This is a genomic window from Spirillospora sp. NBC_01491 (assembly GCF_036227065.1).
Lineage (GTDB): Bacteria > Actinomycetota > Actinomycetes > Streptosporangiales > Streptosporangiaceae > Spirillospora > Spirillospora xylanilytica.
Genome location: NZ_CP109432.1, coordinates 4,115,084 through 4,134,825 on the forward strand (window position 1 = coordinate 4,115,084; position 19,742 = coordinate 4,134,825).

Sequence of the window (19,742 nt, forward strand, 5' to 3'; positions counted from 1 at the left end):
GTACGGGCGGGGGACGAACGCGTCCGGCCCCACCTTTCGGTCAGGGTTCACCCCGGCGGCCCCCCTCAAACAGACTAGTCAGTCCGTCCAAAATTCTCCCCAATAACGGAGGGTGAGACCCGCCGTTCACCCCTTACGCACCGTGAGTCCCGTCCGTCCCATGCGTCGCCGTCTTTCGCCGGGGGTACCTGTTCTCCGGATACGTCGCCTAGTCTTCGGAAGGTCATGAGCACCGTTCGCCGCGCCTCCGCCGCGCTCTCCGTGCCGCTGGTCGCGGCTTCCCTGGTCACCCCCGCCGGGACGGCCCATGCCGCCGCATCCCAGGCCGCCGGACCGCGCGCCGCCGGCAGCGGGGCGCAGAACGCGCCGCCCACCGACCCGGTCGGCGGCCCGCAGCTCGGCGGCAGGGGGATGGTCGTCAACCAGGAGCCGGGCGTCCCCGCCCCGCCCAAGATCAAGGCCGCGTCCTACCTCATCTCCGACGGCGACACCGGCCAGGTGCTCGCGGCCAAGGACCCGCACGGCCGCTACCTCTCGGCGAGCACGCTGAAGACCCTCACCGCGCTGACCCTGGTCCCCAAGCTGGACGCCGGGCGGCTCGTCCGGCCCTCCCAGAAGGCGTGCGACGTCGAGGGCACCAAGGTCGGGCTGACCCCCAAGATGCAGTACAAGGTCTCCGACCTGTTCCACGCGCTGATGATGATGTCGGCCAACGACGCGGCGGTGGCGCTGGCCGAGGCCGACGGCGGCATGAAGAAGACCCTGGCCGACATGAACGCCGAGGCCGGGCGGCTGAACGCGCACGACACCCTGGCCGGCTCGCCCGACGGGCTCGACAAGGACCGCGGGCTGAACATCCGCACCCAGCACACCTCGTCCTACGACCTGGCGCTGATCCTGCGGGAGGGCATGAAGAACCCTGAGTACCGCAAGTACGTGCAGGCCATCGACTTCTTCTTCCCGGCGCCGCCGACCAAGAAGCAGCGCAAGAAGGGCAAGAAGACCGGCGGCTACCCGATCCACACCCACAACCGGATGCTGGCCGGGCAGGCGCAGGAGTACGACGGCATGCTCGGCGGCAAGAACGGCTACACGGTCACCGCCGGGCAGACCTACGTGGCCGCCGCCAAACGCGGCGGGCACACGATCATCATCTCGCTGATGCGCGCCGACAAGCCGCCGTCCGCGTACGCCGCCAAGCTGCTCGACTGGGGGTTCGCGGCGCGCGGCAAGGTCAAGCCGGTCGGCACGCTGGTCCCGCCCGGCGACAACGCGAACGGCACCGACACCGGCAAGGCCGGGAACGACCGGTCCAACAGCCTGCTGCCCACCAACCCGCTGACTCCGGACGACTCCATCCGGGGCTGGGCGCTGCTGGGCGGCGGCGCGGTGGGGGCCGTCCTCGGCGTGGGGGCCCTGTTCCTGGTGCTGCGACGGCGCCGGCGCGGCGGCTACGTCGCCCCGGCCGGCGCGGCGGCGGGGCGGGCACCCCGTCCGCCCGCCGACGCCTCGCCCGACAACCCGTACGACCAGTAGAGCTGGAGGCCGGTAGGGCCGGTCAGCCGGTGCGGCCGGCCGGTTCCGTCGGTCCCGTGACCCGCGAGGCCCCGCCCTGACCGCCTTCGCCCGCGACGCCCGCATCGGCAGGGCCGGCGACGATCCCCGGCCCAGACTCGGTATCCGGCTCGGACTCAGCCGCGGGCTCGGTCGCAGGCTCGGTCGCGGCGTCGGCGTCGGCCTTCAGGACGACCCGGCGGGTCGCCGTCCAGGCCGCGGCGAACAGCAGGAACCGCGACACGAAGTTGATCCACACCATCAGCCCGACCAGCACCGCGAACGAGGCGTACACGGGGTTCCGCGTCGTCTGGGCGAGCAGCAGCGTCGCGCTCTGCTTCAGGATCTCGAACCCGACCGCGCCGAACAGCGCGCCCCTGGCGATCCGCCGCCACGGCGCGCGGGTGCCCGACAGCCGGGAGAACAGGAACAGGAAGATCACCGTGTTGACGCCGACCGCCAGCGCCAGGGACAGCAGCCGCAGCCCGGTCCCCGCGCCGGGGACCGAGCCGAGCCCCACCTGGTCGAGCACGGCATGGCTGGTCGAGGTGGCGACCGTCGTCACCGCCATGCCGAGCACGAGCGCCGCGCCGAGGAAGGCCAGCACCGCGGCGTCCCAGAGCTTCTTCACGAGGAAGTTGCCGTCTCCGTTGGGCTCGTTGCCCCAGATGTCGCGCAGCGACTCGCGCAGCACCTGCACCCAGCCGAGCCCGGTGAACAGCAGCGCGGCCAGGCCGACCAGGCCGACGGTGGCCTTGGACTTGGCGATCTCCTGCACCTGGAGCTGGTCGGACAGGCCCGGCAGCAGCGAGTTGACCGCCCGGACGAAGTAGTCGCGGGCCTCGTCGCTCACCCCGACCAGGTAGCCGAGCAGCGAGTACGCCAGCGCCAGCAGCGGGAAGAAGGACAGGAACCCGTACGAGGTGAGCGCGGCGGCCAGGCGGTCGCCGCGCCGTTCCTGGTAGCGCCCGTACGCGCGGCCGAGATGGTCGAGCCAGCCCCAGCGGGCCCGCGCCGCGCGCAGCAGGCGCTTGGCCGCCTCGGTCAGCGCGCCCACCCGGCGCCGGCCCTCGTTGATCACCTGAGGCATGTACGCAACGTACCCAGGCGAACGCACTCGATGCGGCGCGGGGCGGCCGGACGGGCGCCGTTACGCGCCCGGCGCGGCACCGAACACGAAGTCGCGCTGGGGGCGCCACACCCCGTCGCGGCCGTGCTCGTACAGGGAGAAGCCCCACACCTCGAAGTCGGCCCGGTACCCGGCGAGCTCCTTGAACGCCCGGTCCATGACCTCCTCGGGGAGGTGGTGGGCGATCGTCACGTGCGGGTGGTAGGGGAAGGTCGGCTCCCGCACGAGCGGCCCCGACGCCACCCGCGCCTGGAGTTGCTCGCAGCCGCCGATCCCGTCGGCCAGCGCGACGAACACCACCGGCGAGACGGGACGGAACGTGCCGGTGCCGCGCAGCCTGATCCAGAACGCCCGCTCGGTGCGGGCGATCCGGACCAGGTGGTCCTCGATCCCGGCCATCGCCGCGCCGTCCACCGTCGTCGGGGGCAGCAGCGTGATGTGGGTCGGGATCGCGGTCGCGAGCGGGTCGCCGAACGACTCGCGGCGGCGCTGGAGCCGCCGGCCGTACGGCTCGGGGATCGGGATCGCCACCCCGATCGTGCGGGCGCCGTCCCGCGCCGGTACCGCCGGGTCGCGGGCGCCGTCGCCCGGGGCCGGCTGCGGGGCCGCCCGGTCAGCGGCCACGTCCCACGAATCCCACCCGGTCGCGCACGATCTCCATCGTCCGCGCGGCGACCTGCGAGGCGCGGTCCGCGCCCTGGGCCAGGAGCCGGTCGAGCTCCTGCTCGTCGGCCAGCAGCTTGTGCGTGCGCTCCCGGATCGGCGTGAACGTGTCGAGCACGACCTGGGCGAGGTCCTTCTTGAACTGGCCGTAGCCGGTGCCCGCGTAGCGGCCCTCCAGATCGGCGACCGGGGTGCCCTCCAGCGCGGAGAAGATGCGCAACAGGTTGGTGACGCCGGCCTTGTTCTCCTCGTCGTAGCGGACGTCGGTGCCGGTGTCGGTGACCGCGCGCATGATCTTCTTGCGCATCGGCCCCGGGTCCTCCAGCACGTCCACGATGCCCTGCGGGGACGAGGCCGACTTGCTCATCTTGGCGGTCGGGTCCTGGAGATCGGTGATCTTGGCGGCGCCGGCCGGGATGTGCGCTTCGGGCACCACGAAGGTGTCGCCGAACCGGTGGTTGAACCGCTGCGCGAGGGTGCGGGTCAGCTCCAGGTGCTGCCGCTGGTCCTCGCCGACCGGGACCCGGAGGTCGCGCTCGCCCTCCCCCGGCTCGGGCGAGTAGAGCAGGATGTCGGCGGCCTGGAGCACCGGATAGGTGAACAGGCCCACGGTCGTGCCCGACGTGCCCTGCTTGGCCGACTTGTCCTTGAACTGGGTCATCCGGCCCGCCTCGCCGAACCCGGTGAGGCTGCCCAGCACCCACGCCAGCTCGGCGTGCTCGGGCACGTGGCTCTGGAGGAACAGGGTCGAACGGTCCTGGTCGAGCCCCATCGCCAGCAGCTGCGCCGCCGACACCCGGGACCGGACCCGCAGCGCGGCCGGGTCGTAGGCGACGGTGATCGCGTGCATGTCGACCACGCAGTAGAACGCCTCGTGCGTGTCCTGCATGGCGATCCACTGCCGCAGCGCGCCCAGGTAGTTGCCGAGATGGAACGAGCCGGCGGTCGGCTGGATGCCGGAGAACACGCGCGGGGTCGCGGTGCCGCTGGCGGCGCTGCTGGGGCTGGACGCTTCGGACATGTGCACAGACCGATTCTCTCAGGCCTCATTCGAGGCGGTGTCGCCGGTGGAGGTGGCGGACGTGGAGGTGGCGGACGCCGCGAGCGGCACCACCACCGCCTGCGGCGTGACGCGCACGCGGGCCACCCGCCGGCCGTCCATCCGGGCGACCGCGAGGCGGCGGCCCGCGGCCTCGACCGAGTCGCCCTCGGCGGGGACCTGCCCGAGCGCCGCCATGATGTGGCCGGCGACCGTCTCGTAGGGCCCGGCGGGCAGCCGGATGCCGGTCTCGGCGGCGAAGTCGTCCAGATTGAGCAGGCCGTCGACCTCGACCACCCCACCGTGCAGGCGCCGCGCCTGCGCGTCCTGCACATCATATTCATCCCGGATGTCGCCGATCAGTTCCTCCAGGAGGTCCTCCAGCGTGACGATCCCCGCGGTGCCGCCGTACTCGTCCAGGACGACCGCCAGGTGGCAGCGCTCCCTGCGCATCTCCGACAGCACCGGCAGCACCCGCTGCGACGGCGGCAGGAACTTCACCGGCCGCACCAGCTTCCCGACCGGGGCGGCCCGGTCGGGGACCTCGGGAACCAGCAGGTCGCGGATGTGCACGAACCCGATGACCTCGTCGTGGGAGTCCCGGCACACCGGGAACCGGGAGTGCGGGCTGCCCGCGGCGATCCGGGCGGCGGCGGCCAGCGGGAGCGCCGCGTCCAGGAACACCACCTCCGTGCGCGGCACCAGGACCTCGCGCAGCGGACGCTCCCCCGCCGCGAACACCTCCTCGATCAGCGCCCGCTCGTCCGCGGGGAGCGCGGTGGTCTCGGCGACCAGCGCCCGCATCCGCTCGGCGGTGAGCTCCTCGCGCAGCGCGCGCGGATCGCCCCCGGCGAGCCGCACCACGAGGTCGGTCGACCGTGACAGCAGCCATACCAGCGGGCGGGCGGCCCGCCGGGGCGCCCCGCGCGACATCCGGTCCATGGGTTCACCCTTCCCCGCTCACCGTTCCGGATAGCCTGGGGCGTCCGGCGGCACGATCGGTCGTTTCCGGCATTGCACCGTTCCATGATTCTGGAGGTCGTTCGTGAAACTGCTCGTCACCGGAGGCGCCGGCTACATCGGCAGTGTCGTCACGGCCCAGCTCCTGGAGGCCGGGCACCGGGTGGTCGTGCTCGACGACCTCACCACCGGGCACGAGGACGCGGTCCCCGCCGGCGCGCGGCTGGTGCGCGGCACCCTGCGGGACGAGGCGTTCGACGTCCTGGACGGCGGCGGCTTCGACGCGGTGCTGCACTTCGCGGCCAAGTCCCTGGTCGGCGAGTCGGTCGAGAAGCCCGGCCTGTACTGGGACAAGAACCTCGGCGAGTCGCTGGCCCTGCTCGACGCGATGAGCCGCGCGGGCGTGGCCCGCATCGTGTTCTCCTCGACCGCGGCGACCTACGGCGAGCCCGAGTCCGCCCCGATCCCGGAGACGGCCCCGACCCGGCCCACCAACCCCTACGGCGCGTCCAAGCTGGCGATCGACACCGCGCTCGCCGAGTACGCCCGGCTGCACGGCGTCGGCGGGGTCTCGCTGCGCTACTTCAACGTCGCGGGCGCGCGCGGGGCGCAGGGCGAGCGGCACACCGTGGAGACCCACCTGATCCCCAACGTGCTCAAGGTCGCGCTCGGCGAGCGCGAGTCGGTGCAGATGTTCGGCGAGGACTACCCGACGCCCGACGGCACCTGCCTGCGCGACTACATCCACGTCGTCGACCTCGGCGACGCGCACCGGCTCGCGCTGGAGGCGTGCACGCCCGGCACCCACCAGATCTTCAACCTCGGCAGCGGCCGGGGCTACTCGGTCCGCGAGGTGATCGAGGTCTGCCGCGAGGTGACCGGCCACCCGATCCCGGCGGCGGTGAGCCCGCGCCGGCCCGGCGACCCGGCGGTGCTGGTGGCCTCGTCCGACAAGATCAGGACGGAGCTCGGCTGGAAGCCCGAGCTCGACCTGCGGGCGATGGTCTCCGACGCCTGGACCTTCATCCGGTCCCGCTGACCGGGCACCGATGACCGCCCCGCGCACCGCCCCGCCCGCCGGCCCCGACCCGGCCGCGCTCGCCGCCGCGTTCACCGAGGCGTACGCGGCGCCGCCCGAGGGCGTCTGGCACGCGCCCGGCCGGCTCAACCTGATCGGCGAGCACACCGACTACAACGACGGCCTCGTCCTGCCGTTCGCGCTGCCCCTCGGCGTCTCGGTGGCGGCGGCGCGGCGCGACGACGGCGTCCTCGTCGTCCGCTCGCTCCAGGCCGCCGGCGACGGCGTCCGCACACCGGTGGACGGCGGCCCGATCAGCGCCGAGGACTGGCCCGACGGACGGCGCTGGGCCGCCTACCCGGTCGGCGTCGCCCGAGTGCTGCGGCCGTCCGGCACCGGCGGCGCGTCCCTGCTGATCGACGCCGACCTGCCGCAGGGCGCCGGGCTGTCCTCCTCGGCCGCGCTGGAGTGCGCGACCGCGCTGGCGCTCTGCGAGCTGTACGGGGTCCAGATCGCGCGGCCCGAGCTGGCCCGGCTGGCACAGCGCGCCGAGCACGAGCACGTGGGCGTCCCCTGCGGGCTGATGGACCAGTCCGCGTCACTGCTGTGCACGGCGGGCCACGCCCTGCTGCTCGACTGCCGCAGCGGCCTGTCCGCACAGGTCCCGTTCGCGCCGTCCGGCGCCGGACTCGCGCTGCTGGCCGTCGACACCCGCGCCGGGCACGAACTGGCCGGCGGGGAGTACGCGCGGCGGCGGGACGAGTGCGAGCGGGCCGCGGCGGCGCTCGGCGTGGACGCGCTGCGCGACGTCACGGACCTGGCCGGGGCGCTGGCCTCGCTCCGCGACCCGGTGCTGCGCCGCCGCGCGCAGCACGTGGTCACCGAGAACCACCGGGTGGAGGCCGCCGCCGGGCTGCTCAGGGCGGGCGCCGTGGCCGAGCTCGGCGCGCTGCTGACCGCCTCGCACCTGTCGCTGCGGGACCAGTTCGAGGTCTCCTGGCCCGAGGCCGACACCGCGGTCGAGGCGGCGCTCCGGGCCGGCGGCCGGGGCGGCCGGATGATCGGCGGCGGCTTCGGCGGCTCGGTCATCGTGCTCACCGCGGCGGCCCGCGCGGACCGCGTCCGCGACGCGATCACCGCCGCGTACGCCAAGCGCGGCTGGACGGCCCCGGCCTTCCTGGAGGCCGACCCTGCGGAAGGCGCCCACCGCGTCCGCTGACCTGGCTGCCCGCCCAGGACCTGCCGAGGGGCCGGTTTCAGATGCCCCAGCCGTCGCGCGGGCGCGTTACCTGTCCGGTGAGGCGAAGCCGGAGGCGAGCCTCACCGGACAGATCGCGAAGCGATGCCGCGCCCGCCCGGACACGGTCAGGTACGAGCCGCCAGGCGAGTGCCTGGGCCGGGACCGTGAAACACTAGAGGTCAGATGAGGCCGAGCTTGCGGACCGCGTCGCGCTCCTCGGACAGCTCGCCCACGGACGCGTCGATGCGGGCGCGGGAGAAGTCGTCGATCTCCAGGCCCTGGACGATCTTCCATTCGCCGTTCGCGGTGGTGACCGGGAACGAGGAGATCAGGCCCTCCGGGACGCCGTAGGAGCCGTCGGACACCACGGCCATCGAGGTCCAGTCGCCGTCCGCGGTGCCGTTCACCCAGGTGTGCACGTGGTCGATGGCGGCGGACGCCGCGGACGCCGCCGAGGACGCGCCGCGCGCCTCGATGATCGCGGCGCCGCGCTTGGCCACGGTCGGGATGAAGTCGTTCTCCAGCCACGCCTGGTCGTCCACCGTGCCGGCGGCGCTCTTGCCGGCGATCTCGGCGTGGAAGATGTCGGGGTACTGGGTGGCCGAGTGGTTGCCCCAGATCGTCATCTTCTTGATCTCGGCGACGGTCACGCCGGCCTTCTTCGCGAGCTGCGCGAGGGCGCGATTGTGGTCGAGGCGGGTCATCGCGGTGAACCGCCCGGCCGGGACGTCCGGCGCGTGCGACTGGGCGATGAGCGCATTGGTGTTGGCCGGGTTGCCGACCACCAGCACCTTGATGTCGTCGGCGGCACCGGCATTGATCGCCTCGCCCTGCGGCTTGAAGATCCCGCCGTTGGCCTCCAGCAGATCGCCGCGCTCCATGCCCTTGGCACGGGGCCGGGCGCCGACCAGCAGCGCGACGTTGGTGCCCGCGAACGCCTTGACGGCGTCGTCGAAGATGTCGACGCCGGCCAGCAGCGGGAAGGCGCAGTCGTCCAGCTCCATCGCGGTGCCTTCGGCGGCCTTCACCGCCTGCGGGATCTCCAACAGGCGCAGCCGGACGGGTACGTCCGCCCCGAGGAGCCGACCGGACGCGATGCGGAACAGCAGCGCGTAGCCGATCTGGCCCGCGGCGCCGGTGACGGTGACGTTGACTGGGGTGCGAGTCATGCCTTCACTTCTCCTGCTGTGACCTGACGGGGCTCAGGCGGCCATGCTTCGATCTCGAACCCGACCGCCCGGGAGGCGAGCCGCCGCGCCGGTTCTCTCGTCGTCGAGATACTCCACCGGCCAGGCTATCGCGCGCCGCCGGTGCCGCATCCCCCAGGTCCGCACACGGGCATGGCGAGGCCGCTTGGCCGCCGCCCGTCGGACCGCTCCAAGGAACGCCGAAGGCCGCCCCGGATTCACCAGGGCGGCCTGGAGTGCCCACGCGGGCGGGCCTCACGACGATCAGGCGTGATCCGACGATCAGCCGTTGATCTTCTTCTGGAGGTTGGTGTCGAGCGCCTCCAGGAACTCCTGCGTGGTCAGCCAGGGGGCGTCCGGCGCGACCAGCAGCGCCAGGTCCTTGGTCATCTGACCGTTCTCGACGGTCTCGACGCAGACCTGCTCCAGCTTGCGGGCGAAGTCGACGAGCTGGGGGTTCTCGTCGAGCTTGCCGCGGTGCTCCAGGCCCCGGGTCCAGGCGAAGATCGACGCGATCGGGTTGGTCGACGTCGGCTTGCCCTGCTGGTGCTGCCGGTAGTGCCGGGTCACCGTGCCGTGCGCGGCCTCGGCCTCGACGGTCTTGCCGTCCGGGGTCATCAGCACCGAGGTCATCAGCCCGAGCGAGCCGTAGCCCTGGGCGAGGGTGTCGGACTGGACGTCGCCGTCGTAGTTCTTGGCCGCCCAGACGAAGCCGCCCTCCCACTTGAGCGCGGCGGCGACCATGTCGTCGATCAGCCGGTGCTCGTAGGTCAGGCCCTTGGCCTCGAAGTCGGCCTTGAACTCGGCGTCGAAGATCTCCTGGAAGAGGTCCTTGAACCGGCCGTCGTAGGCCTTGAGGATGGTGTTCTTCGTCGACATGTACAGCGGCATCTCACGGCTCAGCGCGTAGCGCATGCTGGTCCGGGCGAAGTCGCGGATCGAGTCGTCGTAGTTGTACATCCCCATCGCGACGCCGCCGCCGGGGAAGTCGGCGATCTCGAACTCCATCGGCTCGGAGCCGTCCCGCGGGGTGTAGGTCATGGTGACCGTGCCCGGGCCCGGCACGACGAAGTCGGTCGCGCGGTACTGGTCGCCGTGGGCGTGCCGGCCGATGATGATCGGCTTGGTCCAGCCCGGGACCAGCTTGGGGATGTTGGAGGCCACGATGGGCTCACGGAAGATGACGCCGCCGAGGATGTTGCGGATCGTCCCGTTGGGCGAGCGCCACATCTTCTTGAGGCCGAACTCCTCCACCCGGGCCTCGTCCGGGGTGATCGTGGCGCACTTCACACCGACGCCGTACTTCTTGATGGCGTTGGCGGCGTCGATCGTGACCTGGTCGTCCGTGGCGTCACGGTGCTCGATCCCCAGGTCGTAGTACTTCAGGTCCACGTCGAGGTAGGGCAGGATCAACTGGTCCTTGATGAATTTCCAGATGATCCGCGTCATTTCGTCGCCGTCGAGTTCGACGACCGGGCCCGCTACTTTGATCTTGGGCATACTGTTGCTGTCCCTTTCCTACACCGGCCAGCAGTCCTTGTAAGGCTCAACTGGCTAGGCTAGCCGAGGCCAAGTTGAGGTCTAGACCTGGCCTGTTCCCGCGGACGACCCGGGTTCTTCGGAGGGTCCCGAGCGTCCCGCCCGCCGCTCGGCGAGCAGGAACCGCACCGCGCGGACCCCGAGGGCCAGCGCGATGAGCACCCCGAACACGCCGGCGAGCAGCAGGCCCGTCTTGTTCATCGGCGGCACGCTCAGCGCGACGAAGGCGACCATCTCGCCGAGGATCACCAGCGTCCAGCAGTCGACCGGGCGGCTGCGCACCGCGAGGTGGCCGAGCTGCGACTCGGGGAGCAGCAGCCGGGCCAGCGCGCCGAACAGCAGCGCGGCGGCCATCAGCCCCGACCCCTTGCGGAAGTAGGCGAGCGCGCAGAGCACCAGCCCGCCGGCGACGCCGGACAGCACGATGAGATAGGGGAGCTGGCCCAGCCAGTGCGGGGCGGCCCCCCGGCCACGCGGTGCCCTGCGGCGCCGCCGGTGCACCTCGGTGCTCATGCCTGGCTCCACTCAGCGACGGTCCGTGGGCCTTCCACCGTACTGCCATCCGGGAACCCCGACGACATCCGCGCTCCGGTACGGCTGGGGCCCGACTGATGACGATGGACCCCATATGGGTACTGAATCCCTTGTGTCATCGCTCCTACCGGCCAGTAGGAGGGTGTGACGGTGACGCGGCCGGGTAACCCGCTGGACAGGGGTCGCTAACTAGCTGGGAGGACTGCCGTGGAGGGGCCGTTCATGCGGATCGAGGACAGCGGGCTGGTGATGCCGTTGCGCCCCGACGTGACGACGGTCGGAAGAGGGAGAGGAGTGGACATCCGCCTCGACGACCCGAGTGTGTCCCGTTTGCACGCAGAGATCATTCGGCGCGGCCCGTACGTCTACGTCGTGGACATGGGCCTGTCCCGCAACGGGACCAGGGTCAACGGCCGGCCGATCGCACGGCGCGTGCTGGAGGACGGTGACGTCGTGAGCTTCGGCACGGCGCGCTGCCGCATGGGGGGCATCCCCCGGGAGGAGGTCGATCCGGACGTCGAGCTGCGGCGTGCCATCGCACCCGAACTGACCCGCCGCGAGGTCGATGTGCTGACCTCGCTGTGCAGGCCCGCCCTGTCGGACGAGGCCTTCGTCGCACCCGCCACCGCCCGGGAGATCGCCGGCGATCTCGTCGTCACCGAAGCCGCGGTGAAGCAGCACCTGCTGCGGCTCTACCAGAAGTTCCGCATCCCCGAAGGAGCCAACCGCCGAACCCGGCTCGCCAATGAGGTCATCGCCATGGGCCTGGTCCGGCCGCTGCCACCGGTGCACGTCCCGCAGCAGGGGCGTCCGCCGATGGAGGGCCGGCCGGCCCCGGGCGGACGCCCGGACGCCCGCCGCACGGGCCCCCCGCCGGGCGGCGGCCACGGACCGGGCCACGTGACCGGCCCGGTCCGCCCGGCGGCCGGCGCGGCAGGGCGGCGGGCCAGCTGATGTGATCGTGCGATCGCCCCCATCGGCAGCGCAATACGGGGGCGGTCGCCGGCCAACCCGACGGGGCCGCGCCTGGAGGAGGGCGCGGCCCCGCTCGGTGTTCCCCCACGCCCCCGGGCTCGGCCCGCTGCGGCGGCCTAGGCGGGTTCGGCGGCCCTCTCGGCGGCCTCGACCACGTTGGTGAGCAGCGTCGCGCGGGTCATCGGGCCCACGCCGCCCGGGTTGGGGGCGACCCAGCCCGCGACGCCGTGGACGTCCGCGGCGACGTCGCCGGTGAGCTTGCCGTCGACCCGGGAGACGCCGACGTCCAGCACCGCCGCGCCGGGCTTGACCATGTCGGCCGTGATCAGGCCGGGGACGCCGGCCGCGGCCACCACGATGTCGGCCGCGCGGGTGTGCGCGGCCAGGTCGCGGGTGGCGGTGTGGCAGAGCGTGACGGTCGCGTTCTCGCTGCGCCGGGTCAGCAGCAGCCCGAGGGCGCGGCCGACGGTGATGCCGCGGCCGACGATGGTGACCTCGGCGCCCTTCAGCGGGACGTCGTAGCGGCGCAGCAGGTCGACGATGCCCTTGGGCGTGCACGGCAGCGGGCCGGGCTGCATCAGGACCAGCCGGCCGAGGCTCATCGGGTGCAGGCCGTCGGCGTCCTTGAGGGGGTCGATCCGCTCCAGCACCCGCTGCTCGTCCAGGCCCTTGGGCAGGGGGAGCTGGACGAGGTAGCCGGTGCAGGCCGGGTCGGCGTTCAGCTCGGCGACGGCTCGCTCGACCTCGTCCTGGGTGGCGTCCGCGGGCAGGTCGCGGCGGATGCTCTCGATGCCGACCTCGGCGCAGTCGCGGTGCTTCATGTTCACGTAGGCGTGGCTGCCGGGGTCGTCGCCCACCAGGACGGTGCCGAGGCCCACGTTCACGCCGCGCTCGCGGAGCGCCGCGACCCGTGTCTTGAGGTCGGCGTGGATCTCCGCCGCGATGGCCTTGCCGTCCAGAATCCGTGCCGTCATCCGTACCTCCGCGCTGATTCGCCAGGGGCCCGCGCAGGACCGAGCCCGGCTCGGGTCCCGTCCACCCAGGCGCGCGGTGTCCGGACTGTGGTTCGCTCCCCGGTGGTGAATCCACCTTGACCGCGCCAGTCGCGTCCGGGCCATGCTATCCGGCGGCGCGGGCACCGCGGCGGGAGCGGTCTCCGCGAAAGGGCGTCGAGTGGCCCTGCGGGGGCGCCTCCGCCGATCCATACACTGGACGGTATGAACGACGCCTGGTTCGACCGTCCGGCCCTGACCGGGCGTCGCGTACGGCTGGAGCCGCTCTCCGCCGACCACGCCGAGGGCCTCTTCAAGGCGGGCGCGGACCCGGCCGTCTGGACGTGGCTGAGCTCGTTCCAGCCGGACGGCGTCGACGGGATGAGAGTGATCGTCGAGAAGGCGCTGAACGCGTACCAGCACCGGATCCAGGTGCCGTGGGTGCAGCTCGACGCCGCCACCGGAGAGGTCGCGGGCACCACCTCGTACTACGAGGTCGCCCCGGCGCACCGCGGCCTGTGCATCGGCTCGACGTGGCTCGGCGCCCGCTGGCACCGCACCGGGATGAACACCGAGGCCAAGCTGCTGCTCATGGAGCGGGCGTTCGAGGGGCTCGGCGCAATCCGGGTCGGCTGGCACACCCATCACCGCAACGAGCGGTCGAGACGGGCGATCGAGCGGCTCGGGGCCTCGTTCGAGGGGATCCACCGCAACCACCGGATCATGCCGGACGGCTCGACACGCGACACCGCCACCTACGGGATGACCGACGCCGAGTGGCCCGCCGCGCGCGCCGCCCTACGGGCCCGCCTCCGCTGACCTCTCGCCGGCCTCCCCCCGCGGGGCCGGAAGTCAGTCCTCGTCGGGGCGGTGGCGCCAGGCGATGAGCCGGTCGGTGCCGTGCCAGCCGAGCTGGGCGGCGAGCATCGCGGCCAGGACCGCGGCCAGCATCCCGATCACCTGGCGGCCCTCCATCAGCAGGGAGGCGGTCTGGGACACCGTCCCCAGCATGAGGGTCATGAGGAAGTCCATCGCGCCTCCATCGGCGAACGCGCGCGCCCGGGGTCATGGAGGGGCAAGGGGAGGGCGCGGCCAGGCCGAGGCTACCAACGCGGGAAGGTAAAACCGCCCATGATCAGGGAGAACACCGGATCGGGGCGGTCCGGCGCGGCGGGACGGGCCCGCCGCGCCGGACCCCGCGATCAGTGGAAGAAGTGCCGGACGCCGGTGAAGTAGAGGGTGATCCCCGCCTTCTCCGCCGCGGCGATCACCTTGTCGTCGTTGATCGACCCGCCCGGCTCGACGATCGCCTTGACCCCGGCCGCCGTCAGCACCTCGAGGCCGTCCGGGAACGGGAAGTAGGCGTCGGACGCGCCGACCGCGGTCGCCGCGCGGTCCTCGCCCGCCCGCGTCACCGCGAGCTTGGCCGAGTCGACCCGGTTGACCTGGCCCATGCCGACGCCGACCGTGGCGCCGCCGGCGGCGAGCAGGATCGCGTTGGACTTGACCGAGCGGCACGCCGTCCAGGCGAACGCCAGGTCGCGGAGGGTCGCCTCGTCGGCGGCGGGCCCCGTCTTGAGCTCCCACGTGGACGGCGCGTCGCCGGCGGCGTCGACCCGGTCGACGCCCTGGAGCAGCACGCCGCCGTCGATCCGGCGGAACTCGACCTCGTTCCGCGGGCCCTCGGGGCAGCGCAGCAGCCGGATGTTCTTCTTGCGGGTGAGGATCTCCAGCGCCTCGGCGTCGAACGCCGGGGCGACCAGCACCTCGGTGAAGATCTCGGCGACCTGGGCGGCCATCGCGGCGGTGACCGGCGCGTTCACCGCGATCACCCCGCCGTAGGCCGACATCGGGTCGCAGGCGTGCGCCTTGCGGTGCGCCTCGGCCACGTCGGCGCCGATCGCGATGCCGCACGGGTTGGCGTGCTTGATGATCGCGACGGCGGGCCCGGCGAAGTCGTAGGCGGCGCGGCGCGCGGCGTCGGCGTCGACGTAGTTGTTGTAGGACATCTCCTTGCCGTGGAGCTGCTCGGCCCCCGCCAGGCCGCCCGTGCCGTCGGTGTAGAGCGCGGCGCGCTGGTGCGGGTTCTCGCCGTACCGCAGGACGTTCGAACGCTCCCAGCTCGCGCCGAGGAAGTCGGCCCACCGCGACTCGGCGGCCGTCTCGTCCGGCGCGTACTCGCCCGCGAACCAGGACGCGACCGCCACGTCGTACGCGGCGGTGTGCGCGAACGCGCGCGCGGCCAGGCGGCGGCGCTCGTCGAGCGTGAACCCGCCCGCCGCCGCGGCCTCCAGGACCGCCCCGTACGCGGACGGGTCGACCACGACCGCGACGCTCGTGTGGTTCTTGGCGGCGGCGCGGACCATGGTCGGGCCGCCGATGTCGATCTGCTCGACGCACTCGTCCGGCCCGGCGCCCGAGGCGACCGTGTCGGCGAACGGGTACAGGTTCACCACCGCCAGGTCGAACGGCTCGACGTGCAGGTCGTCCAGCTGCTGGAGGTGGTCCTCCTTGCGCCGGTCGGCCAGCAGGCCCGCGTGCACCTTGGGGTGCAGGGTCTTGACCCGTCCGTCGAGGCACTCGGGGAATCCGGTGAGCTTCTCCACCTTCATCACCGGCACTCCGGCGGCGGCGATCCGCCCCGCCGTGGAACCGGTGGAGACCAGTTCGACCCCGGCCGCGTGCAGGCCCCGGGCCAGCTCCTCCAGCCCCGTCTTGTCGTAAACGCTGATCAGCGCACGCTTAATCGCCACCCGACTCACCGGTCGAGCTCCCCTCGTTCATCCGACGCATCACTGCATGTACGGCTCTTCATGGAGACCCGTCTGCCCTCTTCGGTCCACCCGTCGCGGGCCAGCCGCCCGACGACGTCGACCAGGAGCCGCCGCTCCACCTGCTTGATCCGCTCGTGCAGGGAGTCCTCGTCGTCGTGCCGGCGGACGGGTACGGCCTCCTGGGCGATGACGGGTCCGGTGTCCACGCCCTCGTCGACGAAGTGCACGGTACAGCCCGTGAGCCTCACCCCGTACTCCAGGGCCTGCCGCACGGCGTGCGCGCCCTGGAAGGACGGCAGCAGTGCCGGGTGCGTGTTGATCGTCCGGCCACCGAACCGGGCCAGGAAGCGCGGCCCGAGGATCTTCATGAAGCCGGCCGACACGACCAGGTCGGGCTCGTGCGCGGCGACCGCCTCGGCGAGCGCCCCGTCCCAGTCGGCGCGGCTGCCGAAGTCGGGGATCCGCAGGGTGAAGGCGGGCAGCCCGGCGCGTTCGGCGCGGCCGAGCCCGCCGGCGTCGGCCCGATCGGCGCCGACGGCCACCACGCGGGCACCGTAAGCTGGGTCCGCGCACGCGTCGAGCAGCGCTTGTAGGTTGGTCCCCGCTCCGGAGACGAGGACGACGAGCCGGGCGGACACCATGACTCCCTGGTGGACGTGGGGTTGACGAGCCGATACGCAGCCTATCGGCCATGCTGAGCGCGCAGGAATCCACACCAGAGGTCAGCGGCCAGGAGGAACAGACGTGACTGAGCAGCCGGGCGGAACCGGCCCCGGTAAGGACGGCGGCGACGGCGCCGAGGCCCCCGACCGCACGCCGGACGGCGCGGGCCCGGCCGGGCGGCCCCCGCTGGGCGGACCGCCCTCCAAGACCGACGCCAGCGGCCTGCGCGCCCTGCTGCTCGGGGGTCTGGCCCTGGTGTTCGCGCTGTTCTTCTTCCCCGCCGGGCTGATCCTCGGCATCGCGGCGGTGGTGGTGGGGATCAGGGCTCGCCGCCAGGCCAAGGGGCGGCGGGCCACCGCGCCCGGCGCCGCCGGGGGCATCGTGCTCGGATCGATCGGCCTGGTCGTCGTGGTGTTCTCCATCACGGTCACCGCGCTCCTGTGGCCGCAGATGAGCGCCTACCAGGACTGCCTGGGCGCCGCCAACACCGTCTCCGACGAGAAGGCGTGCAAGACCACCTACGTCCACGAGCTGGAGAAGAAGTTCGGCCGGCCGGGCCTGGACCTGAGCCGGCTCGAACAGTGGACCTGAGCCGCGGCCGTCAGTCCCGGCGGGGGTCGTCCCTGAGCACGTAGATCGCTCCGCCGCGGGTCTCGGTGCGCTCGGGGTCCTCCCGGGGCGTCGGGACGTCCGGGTCGGTCTCGGGCCCAGGGCGCCGGGCGGACCCCGCCGGTCGTGCGGGGCGGGAGGACCGGGACGGCTGCTCCTCGGCCTCCAGCGGCTCGGGCGGCACCGGCCCAGGGTCCTCGACCTGCTCGGGCAGGGACTCGGGCGCCGGCTCGGCCGCACGTCCCCTCGCCCGCGCCGGCCGGCGCGGGGTGAGTACCGGCTCGGCCTCCTCGAACTCCAGCGGATCCGACGCGTACGGCGAGGCCAGGGGCGCGGCCGGACGGACCGGCGCCTCCTCGTCCACCCGGACGGGCTCGGCCCGCGCGGCGGGCGCGCCCCGTTTGCCCGGCGCGCCCGGCTGAGCGGGCTTGGTGGCCTTGGTGGCCTTGGTGGCCTTGGTGGCCTTGGACTGCGGGGCGGACGCGGGTTTCTCGGCCCTCCGCCGGACCCGCCCGCGCTCGCGCGGCTCCGCCGCGCCGGACGCCGACGACTCCGTGGACTCCACGGGACGGCGCAGGATCAGCCAGTTCGTGACCCAGGCCGCGATCGCCGCCGAGACCCCGACCTCCAGCGTGGCCATCAGCCCGACCTGCCAGGCCGACGGCCCCACGGTCGCCATCCCGCCGCTGCCGAGCGGACCGCCCGACAGCGCCGTCAGCAGCGCCGTCACGGCGCCCGTCATCGCTCCCGACACGAACCCCCACAGCGGCGCGCCCTCGTACACCGGGCTCGGCATCGCGCGGATGGTGAGCACCCCGCCCACGGCCCCGGCCACGAACGGCGCCGCCAGCGCCAGCAGCGACACCACCGGCGCCGGGCCCGGCTCGGGCAGCGCGGCCAGTGGCGGGAAGGCCGGCACGGCGCTCAGGAACACCCCGGTCGGCGAGACGCTGGTGCCCGCGCCGACCGAGAAGCCCGGCCCGACCGCGTAGGCCATGCCCCAGATCACCGCGTTCGGCAGGAAGGCCAGCTCGACCAGCAGCAGCAGGGCGCCCCCGACGATCCCCGGGGCGAGGGTGTTGTACAGGTCGGTCGCGGCGCCCATGTGCCCCAGCAGGGACCCGCCGACCAGGATCGCGCCCGACGCCAGCAGCACCCCGGTGGCGCCCGCGACCCCGACCACCAGCGAGCGCTGCCGGTCCGGCAGCAGCCGCAGCAGCGCGCCGAGCCCCGAGCGGACCCGCCGTCCCCCCGCGGTGCCCGCCACGACGGCCCGCGCCGCACCGAGGGCGCCCGCCGCGAACGCGACCAGGAAGCAGGCCGGCAGCCCCTCCCAGGTCGACGGCCGGATCGCCGAGGACGTCGCGGCGAGCGCGAGCAGCCCGGCCAGCAGCGCGTAGGGGACCGCCAGCGCGACCGCGACGTGCACCACGCCGATCCGGGGACGGCTCGGCATCCCCACGGTGCGGATCATCCAGGCGCCGCTCCGGTACAGCAGCGCCCCCGGCAGGACGATCAGGCCGAGGGGCAGCAGCCCCACCCGCCCGTGCTCGCTGGAGAAGCCCGCGTGGTGCGCGACGAGCCAGAAGTTGACGACCGTCCGGAACACCCCCGGCAGCCCCGCCCCGAGGGCGGTCCGCGGCGCGGCGATCCAGCCGATGAGCGTGATCGTCGTGAGCACGGCCAGGCCGATACCGACGCACCACAGCGCGCCCACCAGCCCGGCCACGTACAGCGGCCTGGGCGGCCCGGAACGCGGGTCCTCCCCGGCCTCGGGCGGCTCGGCGGTCACGCGCGGTCCGGGCTTCTGGTCGCTCACCCGCCCATGCTGGCACCCCGCCCCGGCACGGGCGGGCTGCCCGCCCGGCGTGTCGTCTTTGTCATCACCCCTCCCGGCCCGGCCGCCGAACGAAAGACACCCGGGCCGTCCCGCGGCTCGGGTGTCTTTCGTGGCCTGGGCCCCCTCGGGGTCCCAGGGTCAGAGGTTCTTCATGACCTCGCGCATCAGGCGGGCGGTCTCGCTGGGGGTCTTGCCGACGCGGACGCCGACCTTCTCCAGGGCCTCCTTCTTGGCCTGCGCCGTGCCGGCCGAGCCGGACACGATGGCGCCGGCGTGGCCCATGGTCTTGCCCTCGGGGGCGGTGAACCCGGCGACGTAGCCGACGACCGGCTTGGTCACGTTCTGCTCGATGTAGGCGGCGGCGCGCTCCTCGGCGTCGCCCCCGATCTCACCGATCATCACGATCGCGTCGGTGCCCGGGTCCTCCTGGAACGCCTTGAGCGCATCGATGTGGGTGGTCCCGATGATCGGGTCGCCGCCGATGCCGACGCAGGTGGAGAAGCCGATGTCGCGCAGCTCGTACATCATCTGGTACGTGAGCGTGCCCGACTTGGAGACCAGGCCGATGCGGCCCGGCGTGGTGATGTCGGCCGGGATGATGCCCGCGTTGGACGAGCCCGGGGTCGCGATGCCGGGGCAGTTGGGCCCGACGATCCGGGTCTTGCTCCCCTTCTCGCCGGCGTACGCCCAGAAGTAGGCGGTGTCGTGCACCGGGATGCCCTCGGTGATGACCACGCACAGCGGGATCTCGGCGTCGATCGCCTCGACCACGGCGTCCTTGGTGAACTTCGGCGGCACGAACACCACCGACACGTCGGCGCCGGTCGCGGCCATCGCCTCGGCGACGGTGCCGTACACGGTCAGCTCGGTGCCGTCGAAGTCGACCTTCTGGCCGGCCTTGCGCGCGTTGACCCCGCCGACCACGTTGGCGTCGGCGGCGAGCATCCGGCGGGAGTGCTTCATGCCCTCCGAGCCGGTGATGCCCTGCACGATGATCTTGCTGTTCTCCGTGAGCCAGATGGCCAT

The 19,742-nt window shown here is 73.1% G+C and carries 19 protein-coding genes and 1 riboswitch; of the genes, 6 read left to right on the plus strand and 13 right to left on the minus strand.

The features are described from left to right. Window positions 1-225 precede the first annotated feature (225 nt). Entirely contained in the window at window positions 226-1,536 is a 1,311-nt protein-coding gene (locus tag OHA34_RS19045) for a D-alanyl-D-alanine carboxypeptidase family protein (RefSeq protein ID WP_329522363.1), read from the plus strand. A 22-nt stretch (window positions 1,537-1,558) separates the two neighbouring features. Here OHA34_RS19045 and OHA34_RS19050 read toward each other — a convergent pair whose 3' ends face one another. From OHA34_RS19050 to OHA34_RS19065, 4 genes are read right to left on the minus strand one after another with little or no spacing between them, the layout of a single operon-like run. Then, window positions 1,559-2,644, minus strand: coding sequence for a YihY/virulence factor BrkB family protein (locus tag OHA34_RS19050; protein WP_285942580.1), 1,086 nt, complete (start codon window positions 2,642-2,644; stop codon window positions 1,559-1,561). Between the two features lie 60 nt (window positions 2,645-2,704). Continuing rightward, entirely contained in the window at window positions 2,705-3,307 is a 603-nt protein-coding gene (locus OHA34_RS19055) for a 2'-5' RNA ligase family protein (protein ID WP_329522364.1), read from the minus strand. Beyond that, on the minus strand, window positions 3,297-4,367 hold the full coding sequence (gene trpS / locus OHA34_RS19060; RefSeq protein ID WP_329522427.1) for a tryptophan--tRNA ligase: 1,071 nt from the start codon (window positions 4,365-4,367) through the stop codon (window positions 3,297-3,299). The genes OHA34_RS19055 and trpS overlap by 11 nt, the downstream gene beginning before the upstream one ends. A gap of 18 nt (window positions 4,368-4,385) precedes the next feature. Continuing rightward, window positions 4,386-5,327 (minus strand): hemolysin family protein, encoded by a 942-nt coding sequence (locus OHA34_RS19065; protein WP_285942582.1) that lies wholly within the window; start codon window positions 5,325-5,327, stop codon window positions 4,386-4,388. Between the two features lie 103 nt (window positions 5,328-5,430). Between OHA34_RS19065 and galE the strand changes: the two genes are divergently transcribed. Both galE and galK read left to right on the plus strand, forming a co-directional pair. Further along, the gene (gene galE / locus OHA34_RS19070) at window positions 5,431-6,384 is read left to right on the plus strand and encodes a UDP-glucose 4-epimerase GalE (RefSeq protein ID WP_329522365.1); all 954 of its coding nucleotides are present in this window, start codon (window positions 5,431-5,433) and stop codon (window positions 6,382-6,384) included. Between the two features lie 10 nt (window positions 6,385-6,394). Next, window positions 6,395-7,582, plus strand: a complete 1,188-nt coding sequence (galK, locus tag OHA34_RS19075; protein WP_329522366.1) for a galactokinase — start codon at window positions 6,395-6,397, stop codon at window positions 7,580-7,582. A 200-nt stretch (window positions 7,583-7,782) separates the two neighbouring features. Here the strand turns inward: galK and OHA34_RS19080 are convergent, their stop codons facing one another. From OHA34_RS19080 to OHA34_RS19090, 3 genes are all read right to left on the minus strand, one after another. Beyond that, the gene (locus tag OHA34_RS19080) at window positions 7,783-8,772 is read right to left on the minus strand and encodes a malate dehydrogenase (RefSeq protein WP_329522367.1); all 990 of its coding nucleotides are present in this window, start codon (window positions 8,770-8,772) and stop codon (window positions 7,783-7,785) included. 300 nt (window positions 8,773-9,072) lie between these two features. After that, the gene (locus OHA34_RS19085; protein WP_285942586.1) at window positions 9,073-10,290 is read right to left on the minus strand and encodes an NADP-dependent isocitrate dehydrogenase; all 1,218 of its coding nucleotides are present in this window, start codon (window positions 10,288-10,290) and stop codon (window positions 9,073-9,075) included. Window positions 10,291-10,371: 81 nt separating this feature from the next. Beyond that, window positions 10,372-10,842, minus strand: a complete 471-nt coding sequence (locus tag OHA34_RS19090) for a DUF3017 domain-containing protein (RefSeq protein WP_285942587.1) — start codon at window positions 10,840-10,842, stop codon at window positions 10,372-10,374. 243 nt (window positions 10,843-11,085) lie between these two features. On the opposite strand from OHA34_RS19090, the gene OHA34_RS19095 reads away from it, so the two are divergent. Then, window positions 11,086-11,817: an FHA domain-containing protein gene (locus OHA34_RS19095; protein WP_285942588.1), complete on the plus strand. Its 732-nt coding sequence runs from the start codon at window positions 11,086-11,088 to the stop codon at window positions 11,815-11,817. A gap of 137 nt (window positions 11,818-11,954) precedes the next feature. Here the strand turns inward: OHA34_RS19095 and OHA34_RS19100 are convergent, their stop codons facing one another. Next, complete coding sequence (locus OHA34_RS19100) at window positions 11,955-12,812, minus strand: bifunctional methylenetetrahydrofolate dehydrogenase/methenyltetrahydrofolate cyclohydrolase (protein ID WP_285942589.1); 858 nt, start codon at window positions 12,810-12,812, stop codon at window positions 11,955-11,957. Between the two features lie 56 nt (window positions 12,813-12,868). Further along, a riboswitch (ZMP/ZTP riboswitch) is annotated at window positions 12,869-12,955 on the minus strand. Window positions 12,956-13,055: 100 nt separating this feature from the next. On the opposite strand from OHA34_RS19100, the gene OHA34_RS19105 reads away from it, so the two are divergent. Continuing rightward, window positions 13,056-13,649, plus strand: a complete 594-nt coding sequence (locus OHA34_RS19105) for a GNAT family N-acetyltransferase (protein ID WP_285942590.1) — start codon at window positions 13,056-13,058, stop codon at window positions 13,647-13,649. A 33-nt stretch (window positions 13,650-13,682) separates the two neighbouring features. Here OHA34_RS19105 and OHA34_RS19110 read toward each other — a convergent pair whose 3' ends face one another. From OHA34_RS19110 to purN, 3 genes are all read right to left on the minus strand, one after another. After that, complete coding sequence (locus tag OHA34_RS19110; RefSeq protein ID WP_285942591.1) at window positions 13,683-13,862, minus strand: hypothetical protein; 180 nt, start codon at window positions 13,860-13,862, stop codon at window positions 13,683-13,685. 170 nt (window positions 13,863-14,032) lie between these two features. Then, window positions 14,033-15,592: a bifunctional phosphoribosylaminoimidazolecarboxamide formyltransferase/IMP cyclohydrolase gene (purH, locus tag OHA34_RS19115; protein WP_285942592.1), complete on the minus strand. Its 1,560-nt coding sequence runs from the start codon at window positions 15,590-15,592 to the stop codon at window positions 14,033-14,035. Next, the gene (gene purN, locus OHA34_RS19120; RefSeq protein ID WP_285942593.1) at window positions 15,589-16,245 is read right to left on the minus strand and encodes a phosphoribosylglycinamide formyltransferase; all 657 of its coding nucleotides are present in this window, start codon (window positions 16,243-16,245) and stop codon (window positions 15,589-15,591) included. The genes purH and purN overlap by 4 nt, the downstream gene beginning before the upstream one ends. 103 nt (window positions 16,246-16,348) lie before the next feature. Here purN and OHA34_RS19125 point away from each other — a divergent pair, with 103 nt between their 5' ends. After that, the gene (locus OHA34_RS19125) at window positions 16,349-16,858 is read left to right on the plus strand and encodes a DUF4190 domain-containing protein (RefSeq protein WP_285942594.1); all 510 of its coding nucleotides are present in this window, start codon (window positions 16,349-16,351) and stop codon (window positions 16,856-16,858) included. Between the two features lie 10 nt (window positions 16,859-16,868). Here OHA34_RS19125 and OHA34_RS19130 read toward each other — a convergent pair whose 3' ends face one another. Together OHA34_RS19130 and sucD are read right to left on the minus strand one after the other, a co-directional pair. Next, complete coding sequence (locus tag OHA34_RS19130) at window positions 16,869-18,695, minus strand: cell division protein PerM (protein WP_329518489.1); 1,827 nt, start codon at window positions 18,693-18,695, stop codon at window positions 16,869-16,871. A 159-nt stretch (window positions 18,696-18,854) separates the two neighbouring features. Next, window positions 18,855-19,742 carry a succinate--CoA ligase subunit alpha gene (sucD, locus tag OHA34_RS19135; protein WP_285942596.1) on the minus strand — a complete coding sequence of 296 codons (888 nt, stop codon included), beginning with the start codon at window positions 19,740-19,742 and terminating at the stop codon, window positions 18,855-18,857.

Coding starts and splice junctions, on each gene's coding strand:
- OHA34_RS19045 (WP_329522363.1), top strand. CDS start 226: ATGAGCACCGTTCGCCGCGCCTCCGCCGCGCTCTCCGTGCCGCTGGTC.
- OHA34_RS19050 (WP_285942580.1), bottom strand. CDS start 2,644: ATGCCTCAGGTGATCAACGAGGGCCGGCGCCGGGTGGGCGCGCTGACC.
- trpS (WP_329522427.1), bottom strand. CDS start 4,367: ATGTCCGAAGCGTCCAGCCCCAGCAGCGCCGCCAGCGGCACCGCGACC.
- OHA34_RS19065 (WP_285942582.1), bottom strand. CDS start 5,327: ATGGACCGGATGTCGCGCGGGGCGCCCCGGCGGGCCGCCCGCCCGCTG.
- galK (WP_329522366.1), top strand. CDS start 6,395: ATGACCGCCCCGCGCACCGCCCCGCCCGCCGGCCCCGACCCGGCCGCG.
- OHA34_RS19080 (WP_329522367.1), bottom strand. CDS start 8,772: ATGACTCGCACCCCAGTCAACGTCACCGTCACCGGCGCCGCGGGCCAG.
- OHA34_RS19085 (WP_285942586.1), bottom strand. CDS start 10,290: ATGCCCAAGATCAAAGTAGCGGGCCCGGTCGTCGAACTCGACGGCGAC.
- OHA34_RS19090 (WP_285942587.1), bottom strand. CDS start 10,842: ATGAGCACCGAGGTGCACCGGCGGCGCCGCAGGGCACCGCGTGGCCGG.
- OHA34_RS19095 (WP_285942588.1), top strand. CDS start 11,086: ATGCGGATCGAGGACAGCGGGCTGGTGATGCCGTTGCGCCCCGACGTG.
- OHA34_RS19100 (WP_285942589.1), bottom strand. CDS start 12,812: ATGACGGCACGGATTCTGGACGGCAAGGCCATCGCGGCGGAGATCCAC.
- OHA34_RS19105 (WP_285942590.1), top strand. CDS start 13,056: ATGAACGACGCCTGGTTCGACCGTCCGGCCCTGACCGGGCGTCGCGTA.
- OHA34_RS19110 (WP_285942591.1), bottom strand. CDS start 13,862: ATGGACTTCCTCATGACCCTCATGCTGGGGACGGTGTCCCAGACCGCC.
- purN (WP_285942593.1), bottom strand. CDS start 16,245: ATGGTGTCCGCCCGGCTCGTCGTCCTCGTCTCCGGAGCGGGGACCAAC.
- sucD (WP_285942596.1), bottom strand. CDS start 19,742: ATGGCCATCTGGCTCACGGAGAACAGCAAGATCATCGTGCAGGGCATC.